The following is a 15639-nucleotide window of genomic DNA, read 5'->3' on the forward strand; positions in this document are numbered from 1 at the left end:
TCAATGCGGCTTCGTCGGTGCGGGGGCAGCCGCCGTGTCCAGGTCGGCAAGCGAGAAGTAACTCTCCTCTTCCTGAATGAAATGCAGCCGCAGCAGCGCATACAGTCCGTAGAGGCACGCGAGCAAATCATCGATCTGATCGTGCTGGATACCTCCGGCCGCCTGCGCGAGTCGGAGGTGCTCACCGATGCGATCGGACAGTCGCTGAATCTCGGCATGGGTACGACTCATGGTGGCAGTGGCTTCACCGCTGTGCAGGGGCGCGGCCAGCGCCGGGTAAAGCTCCGTTTCCTCGGCGCGCTCGTGGGGCAGAATCCGCTCCGTGAGCAGCGCGTAGGCTCTCGAAAGTGATTGCAGGGCAGCCTCATCAGCGCCATCGGCCAGTTTGTCCGCGCAGTTGCGGATTTCTATGAGGCTGTCGCGCAGCTCGTCGTGCTCGGCTGCGAACCCCTGCAGCATTCGTTCGGTGTCTGCGGCCAGCTCGAGGTCGGCGCGCGGATCCCCGCGCAGTGCGCGCAGAGCGTTCAGGATGACCGCCACGTCGATGGCTTCCTGCAGCAATGCTCCCGGCGCGGGCGGAAGCCAACCCAGCGCAGCGACCGTCATCGCCGCCAGGGAGAGCGCCATGCCGACGACAGCGCTCTGCACGGCGATGTGCCGGGACCACCGCGCGATGTCCATCGCGTCGGCGAGCCTGTCGAGACGGTCGGTGGTCAGGACGATGTCGGCCGCCTCCGATGATGCCGTGGCACCACGCGCCCCCATCGCGACACCCACTGTCGCTGCCGCGAGTGCCGGTGCGTCGTTGATGCCGTCACCGACCATCACCGTGATCGCCCGATTCCTTTCGGCGCGGACCGCTGTCACCTTGTCGGCGGGTGTCTGGTGGGCGTACACCTCGTCGAGACCCAGTACGGTCGCGACCTCGCGGGCAGGTTCGGCACGATCACCAGTGAGCATCACCAGTCGGTTGAAGCCCGCCTCTCGTAACCGTCTCATTGTTCTGGGCGCCTGGCGTCGCAGCGGATCGCGAAGCAGTACAGCGCCTTTCGGTACGCCGTTCACGCAAACCCACGCCACTGCGGCATTGTCGAGCCGTGCCCTGTTCAGGGCGCCCTGCGCCCACGTGGTCTGCAGATCGTCGTCGGCGAGTTTGCCGACGGTCACGCGAAGACCGTCGAGTTCTGCACTGACACCGCGGCCCGGTTCCTCGGTCGCGCCGGTGGGCAGCGAAAGCGTCATGCCTCGCTTCAGTGCCTCGGTGACGATGGATTCAGCCATGACATGCGGTGACAACTGATCCACCGAGGCGGCCATCCGCAGCACCTCGATGGTATCGGTCGACGGCCCGGCGATGACATCGATGACCACTGGACGGCTCATGGTCAGAGTGCCGGTCTTGTCCATCATCAATGTTGTTGCATGGCCCAGGTTTTCCAGTGCGCCGCCGTCGCGGATGACCACCCCGGCCCGCGACGCGCGGGACAGGCCCGAGACAATCGCGACCGGCGCGGCCAGCAGCAGGGGACACGGGGTGGCGACCACGAGCACGGCCACCGCCCTGACGGCTGAACCGCTGATGAGCCACGCAACACCCGACACGAGCAACGTCAGCGGGAGGAAGTAGGTGGCATAGCGGTCCGCGAGGCGCACGAGCGGTGCGCTTTCGGCTCCCGCCTGCAGTGCCAGCCGGACGATCCCGGCGTAGGTGCTCTGCTCGGCAGACGCTGTGGCACGGAGCTCGAAGACCCCACCCGCGTTGACCACACCGCTGCGGACCGTATCTCCCGGGGGGCGGTCCACGTGTGCGGATTCGCCGGTGAGTGCGGCTTCGTCGAGCACTGCCGCGGAGCCGACGACTCGTCCGTCGACCGGGACGACATCGCCGGGACTGATCACGAGGATGTCCCCGACGTCGACGTCGGCAAGGCCGACGACCTCAACCTGGGTGCCGACGCGGCGACGTGCGAACCGCGGCGCGCGCTCAAGCAGTGCCGTGAGGTCACGAGATGCTCTGCGAGTGGCTGCGGCGTCCAAAGCGCGACCGCCTGTCAGCATCAACGCGATCAACGCACCTGCGAGATACTCGCCGACGAGCAGCGTTCCGCCCAGCGACAGCACCGCAATCAGGTCCACTCCGAATCGCCCGTGCCGCAACGCGATGAGCACCCACAGCAGGGCAGGCACGATCGCGATTGCGGTGCCGATCATCCAGCACATGTCGGCTGCATCTTTCGCGCCGAACAGCCACGCGACACCACCTGCCCCCAGCGCAAGGCCTGTGAGCGCCAACAGGATCGGCTCCAGAAAGGGCCGCCAACGTGCGGACAGATGTCCGAGGGAAGTAGCGCTGACTACGGTCATCCTTACGCTCCGCTACAGCGACCGCAGGATCTGGTTCATCACATCGATCTCCTTGCGCTGGCTGGTGACGATGGATTCTGACAGCGCAATGGCCTCAGGGAAGCGACCGCTTTCGATCTCGTTGTTCGCCATGTCGATCGCTCCCTCGTGGTGCTTGATCATGTGTACGAGGAACAGCCTCGTGGCATCCACTCCTTGTGCGTCACGGATGGCCTGCATGTCGGCTGGTGACACCATCCCCTGCATACCGGGCATACCTTCCATGCCGGGCATTCCGGGCATTCCGGGCATCCCGTGCATTCCTGGCATGCCGTCCATTCCGGGCATCCCGGCCATTCCCCACTGGTCGAGCCAGGCCTGCATCTGTTGGATTTCTGCCGCCTGTACGGACTTGATCTGTCCCGCCAATTCAATGACACGCGGATCGATATCCGACTTGGTCGTGATGATGTCGCTCATCTCGATCGCCTGCTGATGGTGCGGGATCATGTGGCGCGCGAACATCACATCGGCCTGATTGTGCAGGTTCGCCGCGCCGTCAGATGTTGTCCACGAAGTGGTCGACGATGATCCTGGTTGGTCCGTAGCGGCGCCCCCGCACGCCGCGACAGCAACCGCCGCAACGAAGATGACTCCGGTCAGGTATTCTGTGTTCCCTTTCATGCCAGATCCTTTCGCTGATGGCGTCCGATCTCACGATCGGACAACGGCCACCGGAGTGGTCGCCGACTCGGCGACGGCTGTGCTGACCGAGCCGAGCAACATGCTCGAAATCCCGCCTCGACCACGGCTTCCCACCACCACCAGCTGCGCGTGCTTCGACTCGTCGATAAGCCATCGCGCGGGCTTGTCGCAGACGATCCGGCGACTGATGCGTACGTCGGGATAGGCCTCCTGCCACCCCGCGAGGCGCTCACCGAGGACTTCGTGGCCTTGCTGCTCGTAGGTGTGCCAGTCCATCCCCAGAATCGGGAACACGGCAACGTCGCTCCAGGCGTGCAGTGCGACGAGTTCCACCCCGCGCCGTGACGCCTCTTCGAAGGCGAATGCCGTGGCAGCCTCGGAGGCCGGAGAGCCGTCAATACCCAGCAGCACGGGCAGATTACGATCGGGCCGCCTGACCACCCCCTCCCTGGCGACGATGACCGGACATCGAGCGTGATGCAGCAGAGCGCGGCTCACCGAACCCAGCACCGCGCCGCCAACGGGACCCAAGCCGCGACTGCCGACCACGATCATGTCCGCGCTCTCTGAGGCGCTCGACAGTTCCGTCATGATCCCGTCGTGCCGGAGTTCGAGGTGCACCTCGGGTGAAGGGGATCCCTCCACTTCCGAGTGCAGGGTTTCCTGACTTTGCTTCAGCACTTCGGTGGCGTTGTCTTCCTGCCACTCATAGAAACCCGTGATCACCGGTTCGATGGGCCAGGTGACCACGATGGGTGCCACGACATGTAGGAGCGTCACGGGTCGTCGGCGAAGGACGGCCTCCTGCGCGGCCCAGCGGACGGCGGCATGCGACTCGGGAGACCCGTCGACGCCGACGACTATCCCGCGTTCGGCGGGGGATTCGGACATTGGTGACTCCTCCTCGACTACATGGGGTTTCAACGCACGACAAGGGCCGAGGTCGCCGTGTGACGGAAGGCCGAGTGGCCGTGTCCCACGATCTGCGCGACCTGGTCGGCGTGACGTCCCCCGATGACGGCGAGCAGTACCGGCTCGTCGTGCTTTCGGAGGAAGTGGGTCACTTCGGCGCGGTTGTCGATCGGGTAGATGTGGACATCAGGGAAGCGTTCTCGCCACAGGAGTAGCTGCCGCCTCAGCGATTCGGGCGCGCTGCTGTCACCGAGGGCCAGCACCGGGAGGTGGCGCAGGGCAGCTTCTCGCATCGCCTGCTCGACGACGTCGTCGTTGTCCGGCTGGTCGGTCACGGCGACGACGATCCAGTTCACGGCCTGATCACCGCCTCCGGCGTCGGGTCTGATGACCGCGACCGGGCAGTGCGCCTTTTCGGCGAGATCGGCAGCGGTTGAGCCGAGTATCGATCTGGCATACCGTCCAATTCCGACGGAACCTACACACATCATCTGCGCGGCGGTCGACTCCGCGATCAGAGCGTCCGCCGGCGGTCCGCTGATGACCGCGGTGTCGACGGTGACTGCGCTGCCCGCCGCTTCGACCTCAGCCTGTGCCTGGTGTAACGCGGAGTGGGCATGACGCACGTCCTCGGCGTACTCGTCGGTGCTTCCATGCGGGGTTTTGGTCACGTACACGAGTCGCAATGGCGCGCCGCGGAATTCGGCCTCGGCGGCTGCCCAGCGCGCGGCATGGAGTGCCGTCGTCGACCCGTCCACTCCGGCGGTCACAGGTAGGGGCGTGGCATCTGTCATCGTTGGTCTCCATTCAGGCCCTGCTTGAACGCTATGGGGCGGTGCTGACCGCAGACAGGGCCATTGGTCCCCACTCGGGTTGCGCTACGCGTGACCTCGCCGCGCCGCGTCGAGCAGGATGCGGCGCTCTGCGGCCGCGATCACCCGTCGAGTGGCGTCGACCGCGTCGGGGTTGACTGAGACGGAGGTGATCCCGTAGCGGACGAGATGCTCGGCGAACGCGGGATTGGTCGAGGGTGCCTGACCGCACAGTGACGACGTGATACCGAACTTGTTGGCTGTCGTGATGATTCGCCGGATGGCGTGCAGGACCGCGGGGTCGGACTCGTCGAACAGCTCGGCGCACGTATCGGAGTCGCGATCGACCCCGAGCACCAACTGTGTCAGGTCGTTACTGCCGATCGAGACTCCGTCGATCCCCATGCCGATGTACTCCGGCAGCCAGTGCACGACGGAGGGAACCTCGGCCATCACCCAGCGGTGCAGGCCGCGCTGGCGGCCGAGTGGGCTGGCGTCGACCAGTGAAAGGCATTCCTCCAGTTCCCATCGGGTGCGTACGAAGGGAATCATCAGAGCGACATTGGGTGACTCCTCCCGCACCCTGGCCAATGCTTCCAGCTCGAGGGCGAACAGATCAGGTTCCTTGACGTAGCGGTAGCAGCCGCGATACCCGATCATCGGGTTGTGCTCGACCGGTTCGTAGTCGGATCCGCCTTTCAGGCCTCGGAATTCGTTGCTGCGGAAGTCGGTGGCCCGGTAGACGACGGGACGGGGCGCGAACGCCGCGGCGATTCGACCGACCGAGGCCACCATGCGGGTGACGAGCGTCTGCTGCTCCCCGCGAGCGATGAGGTCGCGGGGGTGACGGCCGCCGAGGGCGTCGGTCAGCATGAACTCCGCGCGCAGTAGTCCGACGCCGTCGACCTCCTGGCCCGCGACGCTCTCCGCGGCGTCGGGCATTGCGAGGTTGACATAGATCCGCGTTGCCGTCACCTCGCTGACCGCAGTGTGTTCCGCGGTGGGGCGCGCGGACGTGACGACGGTGCTGGTGCCACGCCCCGACACAACCTCGCCGCGGGCACCGTCGACGGTCACGGTGGTTCCGTCACGCAGGTCTGTGGTCGCGGTCCTGGCGCCGACGATGCACGGTACTCCCAACTCCCGCGCCACGATCGCGGCGTGGCAGGTCATGCCGCCGGTGTCGGTGACCAGCGCGGCGGCGCGGCGGATGGTGGGCAGCCAATCGGGGTTCGTCATCGGCGCGACGAGAATCTCCCCGGCCTGTAGGCGTTGGCCGTCTTCGGGTGCCTGGAGGACACGGACCCGACCTGTGGCCACCCCCGGTGCCGCGGCGAGTCCGCGCGCGAGAACCGTGTTCGGCGTCTCTGCGGCCTGCACAGTGTGTCCCAGCGTGGTGACGGGGCGAGCCTGCACCAAGAATGTTCTGCCGCGGCTGATCGCCCATTCCGTGTCCTGTGGACAACCGCTGTGTTGCTCCATCGCGATCGCCATGCGCGCGATCGACCGCAACTCGTCGTCGGTGAGCACGCGGGCCTCCGCGTGCGTATCGTCCAGGTCGACCACCTCGTCGCTACCATCAGATCCTCGAATGATCTGAAACTTTTGATGCCCGATGCGAATATCGAGGGGCGCCAGGGTGTCCTTCGAGACGGTGTACGTGTCGGGTTCCACCTTGCCCGACACCACCACTTCCCCGAGTCCGTAAGCAGCTTCGATCACCACGCGGTCTCGCGCTCCGGTGCTGGGGTCGGCGGTGAACGCCACTCCGGCCTTCTCGGAATCGACCATCTGCTGCACGACGACCGCCATGGCAGGGTCGTCGGTGAATCCGCGGCTGGCGCGATAGGTGATCACCCGGGGGCTGAACAGCGATGCCCAACAGCGGGTGACGGCGTCGAACAATTGTGCCTGGCCGCAGACGTTGGTGATCGTCGCGTTCATTCCCGCGAACGACGCGTCGGCGCCGTCCTCACCGGTGGCCGACGACCGCACGGCCACCACCGCTTCCGGGCCGAGCCGGTCGTAGGCGGCTAAAACCTGACGACGAAGGCGATCGTCGATACCCGCCCTGCGGACCAGGGCCTGCATCCACCGGCACAGCTCATCCAGGCGTTCGGTATCGGCGGCGTTCGCGAGCGCCTCGCGGTGCAGTGCGGCGAGTTCGGCGTCGACGCCACCGTGGTGCATCGCGTCGCGATAGCAGGTGCGCAACAGTACGAACCCGGGCGGGACTGGCAACTTGGCCGCCACCATTTCACCGAGGTTCGCGCCCTTGCCTCCGGCTTCCTCGGCGTCGTGGATCGACAGACTCTCGATGTCTCGGATGTAAGCCGTATCAATTCCGTGGTCCATGGTTTGAGCTTCCGCTGCGGTGCCGTGTCGCCGTAACGGCCGAGGGCAGCTCTCGGCCCGACGAAAGTCCTCTGTTCGCAGGGTCTTAAGTCCCCGTTGCCGGGAGAAGGGACCAATGTCCCTTCTCCGTCCAGCACGAGGTTGCTGACATTGAGCGCGAATGCTGAGTGAGGAGCCTGGCGATGGTACTGCCGGTCTTTGTCGACCCACGTGATCATGATGCGGTGCTCATCGAGCTCGACAGTCTGATCACTGGCGCAGGCAGCCTTCGCCCCTATCACAGGGCGCGCGAGTTCGTGCGCGAGTTGGCTTCTGCCGGCGTGCGCACTGCCGCTTACTCCTCGGCCGGAGGGTGTGCACAGAAGCTGACATCCATCGGGCTGACCGAGGTGTTCGCCGCAGTGGTGGACGGCCCAGCCGGCGACGCTGCGGAGAAGCTCGGTCTCCCCCCCAACCGGTGCGTCGTCGTCGATCACACCTCGGCCGGGGTGGCTGCTGCGTGTGAGGGCGGTTTCGGCCTGGTGATCGGCGTGGACCTGACAGGTGATGCGGCCCGCATCGTGCAGAGCGGCGCCGACGCGGTGGTTCCCGACGTTGTCACGCTGAGCGTGCGCAGCGGCTACGAATCTGTGGCTGTGATGCCCGACGCGCTCGCCGCTTTCGACGAGGTTGCCTCCCTGGCTGTGACGCGTCGACCGGTGCTGCTCCTCGACTTCGACGGAACTCTGTCGGAGATTGTCGACGACCCGGCCAAAGCCGAATTGCCGCCGCGCACCGCCGAAGTGGTCGAAAGTCTGGCACGTTACTGCCCTGTCGCGATACTCAGTGGTCGCGGCCTTGCCGATCTGCGCGATCGCGTCACGCTTCACGGTGTGTGGTACGGGGGCAGCCACGGCATCGAACTCGTGTCACCGGACGGTGCCGGACACCACAACCCGCGTGCGACCGAAGCGCTGCGTGCGCTGAGTCCCGCTGTACCCGACCTGACGGAACAGCTCGGTGATGTCCAGGGCATCGTCATCGAGGACAAACGCTTTGCGATCGCAGTGCACTACCGCAACGTGGCCGACGACGTCGTCGACGGCGTGATCGCAGCTGTTCGCAGGGTCGGGCGCGCCCGCCACCTACGCGTTTCGTCGGGGCGGAAGGTGATCGAGCTGCGTCCCGACATCGACTGGGACAAAGGGCGGGCGGTCGACTGGATTCTCAATCAGATCGACGGACAGGATCTGGCGCTGCCTGTCTACATCGGAGACGACAGCACCGACGAGGACGCCTTTGACGTGCTCAGGCACAAGGGCGTGGGAATTGCGGTGCGCCAGGGGCTTTCCGACAAGCGACGGTCATCGGCACGGTTCTGTCTGGCCGACCCCGAATCCGTCTGCACGTTCTTGTCCCGGCTGGAACAGCGACTCGGCGATGAGGCCGACGGCGCCGGTGACTCCTGGAGCCTGGTGTTCGACGGCTACGAGCGAGAACAGGAGAGGCTTCGAGAGTCGTTGTGCACGACGGGCAACGGGTACCTCGCTGTGCGCGGCGCCGCACCCGAGGCCCATGCCGGACAGTTCCACTACCCGGGGACCTATATCGCCGGCGTGTACAACCGGCTCACCGATTCGGTCGCAGGCACGCCTGTCGCCAACGAAAGTCTGGTCAACCTGCCGAACTGGTTGCCGGTCTCGTTCCGGGTGGATGGTGGAGCGTGGTTCGACATCGACCGCACTCCACCGGCGTCCTATCGCGTGATATTCGATTTGCGTCGCGCGACGCTGATCCGGACGTTCACCGTCTGTGACGAGGACGGGCGCACCACCGAGATCACTCAGCGGCGGTTCGTTTCGATGCAGCAGCCGCATGTGGCGGCAATGCAGACAATGGTTCGGCCGTTGGACTGGGAAGGCTTGCTGGAGATCCGTTCGACACTGGATGGCGGCGTTGCGAACACGGGCGTCGACCGTTATCGCGACCTGGCGTCCAGGCACCTGAACATCACCGAGATTCGGGAGTTGTCCGAAGATTGCGCGCTGCTGGCCGCAGAGACCACACAGTCCAGGATTCGCATCGCTCTCACCGTCCGCAACGCGCTGCGGTGTGGGGGAGCAGCCTCGGAGGATCGTGAAGTCCGACGCATGCCGATCGTCGGCGATGTCCACGTCGGCCATCAGTTCTCGGTCGACCTGGCACCAGGTCACACGGTATTGCTGGAGAAGACCGCGTGCGTGTTCACCAGCCGGGACCACGGCATCGGCGAACCTGTCGAAGCCGGTATCCGTGAGATCAGCAGGGTCGCAGGTTTCACCGAACTCCAGCGGGGACACCAGCTCTCCTGGGCGCACCTGTGGGAGCGCTTCACCATCGATATCAGCCGTGACGTCGAGACACTGCGCGTCGTGCGGCTCCATCAGCTTCATCTGCTGCAGACGCTGTCGCGCCACACCGCAGACCTCGACGTCGGTGTCCCGGCGCGGGGCTTGCACGGCGAGGCGTACCGGGGCCACGTCTTCTGGGACGAACTGTTCGTCTTTCCGGTCACCAATCTGCGGATGCCTGAGGTCACGCGGTCACTGCTGATGTACCGCTACCGCCGGTTGCCCGAAGCCCGCCTCGCCGCACGTGAAAGGGGGTATCGAGGCGCTATGTTTCCGTGGCAGTCCGGCAGCAGTGGACGCGAGGAGAGCCAGCAGTTGCATCTCAATCCCCGTTCGGGGCATTGGAATCCCGATGCGAGCGCCCGGGCACATCATGTCGGCATCGCGATCGCCTACAACGTCTGGCAGTACTACCAGGCCACCGGCAACTGGGGTTTCCTGATCGATTACGGAGCGGAAATGCTGACCGACATCGCTCGATTCTGGGTGAGCCGGGCCAGATTCGACAGCACACGCAACCGATATGTCGTCACCGGCGTCATCGGGCCCGATGAGTTCCATTGCGGCTATCCGGGGCGCGACTACGACGGAATCGACAACAATGCCTACACCAACGTGATGGCAGTATGGGTGATATTGCGGGCACTGGACGCCCTTGAGTGGGTCCCGTTGTCCCACCGGCTGAACCTGTTGGAGAAGCTGGGAATTGATGACGACGAGATCGCGCAGTGGGAGGATGTCAGCCGCCGGATGTTCGTGCCCTTCCACGACGGCGTCATCAGCCAGTTCGAGGGTTACGAGAATTTGCGCGAACTCGACTGGGACGCCTATCGGACGCGCTACGGAAGCCTGCAGCGCCTGGACCGGATCCTGGACGCCGAGAACGACAACGCCAACAACTACAAGGCCGCCAAACAGGCCGACACGGTCATGCTCTTCTACCTCTTGTCGTCCGACGAACTCTACGAGCTGTTCGATCGACTCGGCTACACGTTCACTCCGGACCAGATACCGGCGACGATCGACTACTACCGGTCGCGCACCTCACACGGTTCGACGCTGAGCGCTGTCGTGCACTCCTGGGTGACGGCGCGCGGTGACCGCGCCGAGGCGATGCGCTATTTCAAACAGGCGTTGGACTCCGATGTCGTCGACATCCAGCGCGGCACCACTGCCGAAGGAATTCATCTCGCTGCGATGGCAGGCAGTGTCGACCTGCTGCAGCGGTGCTTCACCGGCCTCGAACTCCGTGATGATCGGATTGTCATCGGCCCGCTGTGGCCGGAGTCGCTGGGCGGCTTGGCCTTTCCATTCCGGTACCGAGGTCATCGGCTCCGGCTCAGCGTACGCGGACGGGGTGCCACCCTCAGCGCGGAACCCGGGGACGCACCGCCCGTCCAGGTCGAGTGCCGCGGTGCACAGCAGACCCTGGTCGCAGGCGGAACCGTGCGATTCAGCCGGTAGCCTTCGCGACTGCCGTCCCCGCTTCACCGGCGACGATTCTGTCGATGTCGCGAAGCGCGCCGATCACCGCGGTGTTGCCGGTGTTGCCGGCGAATCCGCAGGCGGCCTCGACCTTGGGGCCCATCGAGCCCGCGGCGAAGTGCATCGCTCCAAGTTCCTCAACGGTGATATGGGACAGTCGCTCCTGCTCGGGGGTGCCCCAGCCGCTGTAGACACCGTCGACGTCGGTGGCGATGACGAGCAGGTCCGCCTGGAGTTGTTCGGCCAGCAGCGCCGATGCCAGGTCTTTGTCGATGACCGCTTCGACGCCGCATAACCTGCCGGCTTCGTCGTAGGCAGTCGGGATCCCGCCGCCACCCGCGCAGATGACCACGGTCCCCGATTCCACCAGTGTGCGGATCGGCTCGATCTCGAAGATGCGCCGAGGTTTTGGGCTTGCCACCACTCTGCGGAACCCATCGCCGTCGGGAGCGAAGGCCCAGCCGCTCTCGGCGCGTAGCCGATCCGATGCATCGCGGTCGTAGACCGGGCCGATCGGCTTCGTCGGATGGGCGAAGGCCGCGTCGTGCCTGTCCACTTCGATCATCGTGAGCAGGGTCGCCAGCGATTGACCGGCCGGCAAAAGGTTTCCGAGCTCTTGTTCGATGACGTAGCCGATCATCGCCTCGGTCTGTGCGCCGAGCACATCCAGGGGGTACGGGGCCACGTCGTGGTACGCCGCGGCCTGCAGCGCCAGCAGCCCCACCTGCGGCCCGTTTCCGTGCGCGATCACGAGTTGGTTCCCCGGTGCGACAGCAGCGATTGCCGCGGCGGCCACGCGAATGTTGTCCCGTTGATTTTCAGCCGTCATGGGCTGGCCCCGGCGCAGAATCGCGTTGCCACCCAGTGCGATGACGATACGCACGGGCGCGCGTCAGGACAGCGCCGACACGAGGACGGCTTTGATGGTGTGCATCCTGTTCTCGGCTTGCTCGAACGCGACGTTCATCGGGCTCTCGAAGACCTCTTCGGTGACTTCGATGCCGTCACACAAATTGGGGTACTGTGCGGCGATCTCGGCCCCGACCTCGGTAGCGCTGTTGTGAAACGCCGGCAGGCAGTGCATGAACTTCACCCGCGGATTGCCGGCCGCGGCCATCAGGGCCAGGTTGACCTGGAACGGCAACAGCTCCTGGATACGTTCGCCCCACCTCTGGACCGGCTCGCCCATCGACACCCAGACATCGGTATAGACGAAGTCGACGCCGGTGACCGCCTTGACGGGGTCGTCGGTGATGGTGATGCGCGCCCCGGAATCCATGGCGAATTCCTCGCACATCGACACGTGGTCCTCGTGCGGCCACAGTGCCGGGGGTGCTCCGATCCGGACATCCATCCCCAGTTTCGCCGCCACGAGCAGAAGCGAATTGGCGACGTTGTTCCTGCCGTCGCCGACGAACGCGAACGCGATGTCGGTCAACGGCTTCGGGCACTGCTCTGTCATGGTCATCACGTCGGCGAGCATCTGGGTGGGGTGGAACTCGTCGGTCAGGCCATTGAAGACAGGGACCCCGGCGTACTCGGCGAGTTCCTCCACCGTCTTCTGACTCGCTCCGCGGTATTCGATGGCGTCGTACATGCGGCCCAGCACGCGCGCGGTGTCTTTCATCGACTCCTTGTGCCCGATCTGTGAGGACTTGGGGTCGATGTAGGTGACATGGGCTCCTTCATCATGGGCTGCCACCTCGAATGCGCACCGTGTCCTCGTAGAGGTCTTCTCGAAGATCAGCGCGATGTTCTTGCCCGCGAGACTCTGCCGCTCCACCCCGGAGTACTTGGCTCTCTTGAGGTCCCGGGACAGGTCCAGCAGGTAGTGCAGGTCCCGTTCCGTATGGTGAACGAGACTGAGCAGACTGCGATTACGGTTGTTGAAGGCCACGATCGGTCCCCTCGTCGGATGTCAGGTGTACAGCGGGTCACGAAGAATGGGGCAGGTCATGCACCTGCCGCCGCCGCGCCCGCGGCCGAGTTCACTGGCGGTGATGGTGACGACTTCGACACCGGCCTTGCGCAATGCCGTGTTGGTGAGGATGTTGCGGTCGTATCCGATCACCAGACCGGGCTCGAGCGCGACGACGTTGTTCCCGTCGTCCCACTGCTCGCGTTGCACCCCGTAGACGTCGCCGGCTGTACTGACGACCCGGAACGTGACGCCGAGTGCGTCCCCGATGGTCGGAATCAACGCTCTCGGCTCGCGTCGGATGTCCAGGCCGGACGGTGCCCGATCGTCCGGGCGGAGGCTGAACGGCACGATCCCGTCGACGACCGACGCGTATGCCGTGACGAGGTCGTAGTCGCAGAACGTGAACACGGTGTCCAGATGCATTGCTGCGCGCGACTTGGGCAGGCTCGCAACGATCACATGCTCGGCGGCACCCGCCGCGAAGAGATTGCGCGCAACCTGTGCGATCGCCTGGTGTGACGATCGCTCGCCCATGCCGATGACCACCACTCCTTTGCCGATCGGCATGACGTCGCCGCCTTCGAGTGTCGCCGAACCATGGTCCAGCCCAACGCTGTCCGTGTCACCCAGCCAGACGTCGAACTTCTCGTCGACGAACGCGGGATGGAACTTGTAGACCGCGGTCGTCAGCAGCGTCTCCTGGCGTCGCGCAGGCCAGTACATCGGATTCAGTGTGACCCCATGGAAGATCCAGGAGGAGTTGTCTCGCATGAACTGTGTATTGGGAAGCGGCCGCAACACGAAGCCCGTCGGATCCAGATCGCGGAGCGTGGTGAGGAAGCTGCCGCCGACCTCGTCGGGAACATCGGCGTAGGCGATCCCACCGATCAAGAATTCTGCCAGCTGTTCTGCGGGGAGTTGATCCAGCCAATCTCGGACCTGATGACGCATCCCCGGACCGACCAGGTCGTCGGTCACCTTGCGGTCCAGAATCCATTGGCGGGCTTGATGACTGGTAACGATGTCAGCAAGAAGGTCCTGCAGTTCGAGGACTTCGACCCCGTGGTCCTCCATCTTGGCGACGAAATCGAAGTGGTCGCGGCGTGCCTGCTGTAGCCAGATCACGTCGTCGAACAGCAGCTCGTTGCAGTTCTGCGGGGTCAGCCGCTGATGAGCTAGTCCCGGAGCGCACACCAGGACCCGGCGCAGTTTGCCCGCCTCCGACCACACTCCGAGGCGCGAATCCGTTGTCACAGCACGGCCAGGTTGCCGGCGGCGAGCAGGACGATCGCGACAGCCGACGTCGCGGCCACCACTCCGACCACAAGCATCTCGCCCGGTGTGAAGACCGGCAGCCTGCTCTCTCGCCGGGCCCATATGTACAGCGCCGTGCCGACCAGATAGAACACTGCCGCCATCAGCAGGTACTGCCAGCCGCCCGCGTACAGCAGCCAGACGGCGTAGCCGAGGGCGACCACACCGACGACCAGGTCGCGCGTCCTCCCATGGCCGGACTGATACGTCTCACCGCGTAGCGTCAGCAGAACCTGATAGGCCGCCGACCACAGGTAGGGCAGCAGGATCAGCGACGTCGCGAGGTAAATCAGGTTGGTGTAGGTGCTCTCGTTGGCCAGTGTCCACAGCAGCATCGCCTGCACGCACAGGTTGGTCAGCCAGAGGGCGGTTGCGGGTGCGCCGTGCGCGTTCTCCTTCGCGAGTGCCTTGGGCATCACGTTTTCCAGTGCGGGCAGACGCAGGATCTCGACACACAGCAGCACCCAGGCGATGAGCGCACCCAGCAGAGAGATGACCAGACCGGCCGAGATGAAGGTCGCACCCCAGCTGCCGACCTCGTTCTCCAGCACGCCCGCCATCGATGGATCCGGCACACCGGCCAGCTCCGCCTGCGCCATCAGGCCATACGAGAGCAGGTTCACCAGGAGCAACAGGGCCAGTACGGCGCCGAAGCCCAGCACCGTGGCACGCCCCACGTCGGCGCGTTTGGCGGCGCGCTGCGAATACACGGCGGCGCCTTCGATACCGATGAACACCCATACCGTGACCAGCATCATGTTCTTCACCTGGGTGAGGGTGTCGCCGAGCGGGGCGCCGTCGATTTGTGTTGTCCTGCCCCAGAAGTCGGCGGTGAACAGGCCGGCCTTGAATCCGACCGCGGCGATCGCGATGAACACGACGATCGGAACAACCTTGGCGATCGTGACGATGACGTTCACCAACGCCGCGGTCTGGATCCCCCGCAGGGTCAGGGCGTGCACGACCCAGAGCACGACCGAGGCGCCGATGATGGCCGGTACGGTGACGCCGCCCTCGAAAGCGGGAAAGAAGTAGCCCAGTGTCGAGAACAGCAGCACGAGGTAGGCGACGTTGCCCACCCACGCCGACATCCAGTAGCCGAACGCCGATGTGAAACCGATGTAATTGCCGAAACCCGCTCGGGCATAACCGTAGACGCCACCGTCCACGTCGGGTTTACGGGTGGCCAGAGTCTGGAAGACAAAGGCGAGCGTCAACATGCCCACGCCGGTTACGACCCACCCGATGATCAGCGGACCGGGTGCGGCACTGCCGGCCATCTGTGACGGCAACGCGAAGATCCCGCTGCCGATCATCGAACCGACGACCAGTGCGGTCAACGCCGTGAGGCCGAGGCCCGCGCGGATGCCAGGACGTGGTGCGGCAGGTCTCGGAAGTACTGACTGCGACATCGTTGTCTCCC

General features: G+C 65.1%; 10 protein-coding genes. 1 reads left to right on the forward strand and 9 read right to left on the reverse strand.

Annotated features, from left to right (window positions below):
• From AWC12_RS22710 to ppsA, 5 genes are all read right to left on the reverse strand, one after another.
• Entirely contained in the window at positions 1-2364 is a 2364-nt protein-coding gene (locus tag AWC12_RS22710) for a heavy metal translocating P-type ATPase (RefSeq protein ID WP_085177075.1), read from the reverse strand.
• Between the two features lie 12 nt (positions 2365-2376).
• A complete protein-coding gene (locus AWC12_RS22715) occupies positions 2377-3027 on the reverse strand; it encodes a DUF305 domain-containing protein (RefSeq protein WP_085177077.1) in 651 nt (216 codons plus the stop codon).
• A 30-nt stretch (positions 3028-3057) separates the two neighbouring features.
• Positions 3058-3939 (reverse strand): universal stress protein, encoded by an 882-nt coding sequence (locus AWC12_RS22720; RefSeq protein WP_085177079.1) that lies wholly within the window; start codon positions 3937-3939, stop codon positions 3058-3060.
• A gap of 29 nt (positions 3940-3968) precedes the next feature.
• Positions 3969-4754: a universal stress protein gene (locus tag AWC12_RS22725; protein WP_085177081.1), complete on the reverse strand. Its 786-nt coding sequence runs from the start codon at positions 4752-4754 to the stop codon at positions 3969-3971.
• Between the two features lie 84 nt (positions 4755-4838).
• Positions 4839-7127 (reverse strand): phosphoenolpyruvate synthase, encoded by a 2289-nt coding sequence (ppsA, locus tag AWC12_RS22730; protein ID WP_085177083.1) that lies wholly within the window; start codon positions 7125-7127, stop codon positions 4839-4841.
• 182 nt (positions 7128-7309) lie between these two features.
• Between ppsA and otsB the strand changes: the two genes are divergently transcribed.
• A complete protein-coding gene (gene otsB, locus AWC12_RS22735) occupies positions 7310-10960 on the forward strand; it encodes a trehalose-phosphatase (protein WP_165762846.1) in 3651 nt (1216 codons plus the stop codon).
• Here otsB and arcC read toward each other — a convergent pair.
• Genes arcC through arcD form a run of 4 tightly spaced genes read right to left on the reverse strand, consistent with a single transcriptional unit; the run spans position 10950 to position 15628 of the window.
• A complete protein-coding gene (arcC, locus tag AWC12_RS22740) occupies positions 10950-11864 on the reverse strand; it encodes a carbamate kinase (protein WP_036466012.1) in 915 nt (304 codons plus the stop codon). The genes otsB and arcC overlap by 11 nt on opposite strands.
• 9 nt (positions 11865-11873) lie before the next feature.
• On the reverse strand, positions 11874-12878 hold the full coding sequence (locus tag AWC12_RS22745; protein WP_024449042.1) for an ornithine carbamoyltransferase: 1005 nt from the start codon (positions 12876-12878) through the stop codon (positions 11874-11876).
• A gap of 21 nt (positions 12879-12899) precedes the next feature.
• Entirely contained in the window at positions 12900-14156 is a 1257-nt protein-coding gene (locus AWC12_RS22750; protein WP_024449043.1) for an arginine deiminase, read from the reverse strand.
• The gene (gene arcD, locus AWC12_RS22755) at positions 14153-15628 is read right to left on the reverse strand and encodes an arginine-ornithine antiporter (RefSeq protein ID WP_024449044.1); all 1476 of its coding nucleotides are present in this window, start codon (positions 15626-15628) and stop codon (positions 14153-14155) included. The genes AWC12_RS22750 and arcD overlap by 4 nt, the downstream gene beginning before the upstream one ends.
• Positions 15629-15639 lie beyond the last annotated feature (11 nt).

It is taken from the genome of Mycolicibacterium iranicum (assembly GCF_002101705.1).
Taxonomy (GTDB): Bacteria; Actinomycetota; Actinomycetes; order Mycobacteriales; family Mycobacteriaceae; genus Mycobacterium; species Mycobacterium iranicum.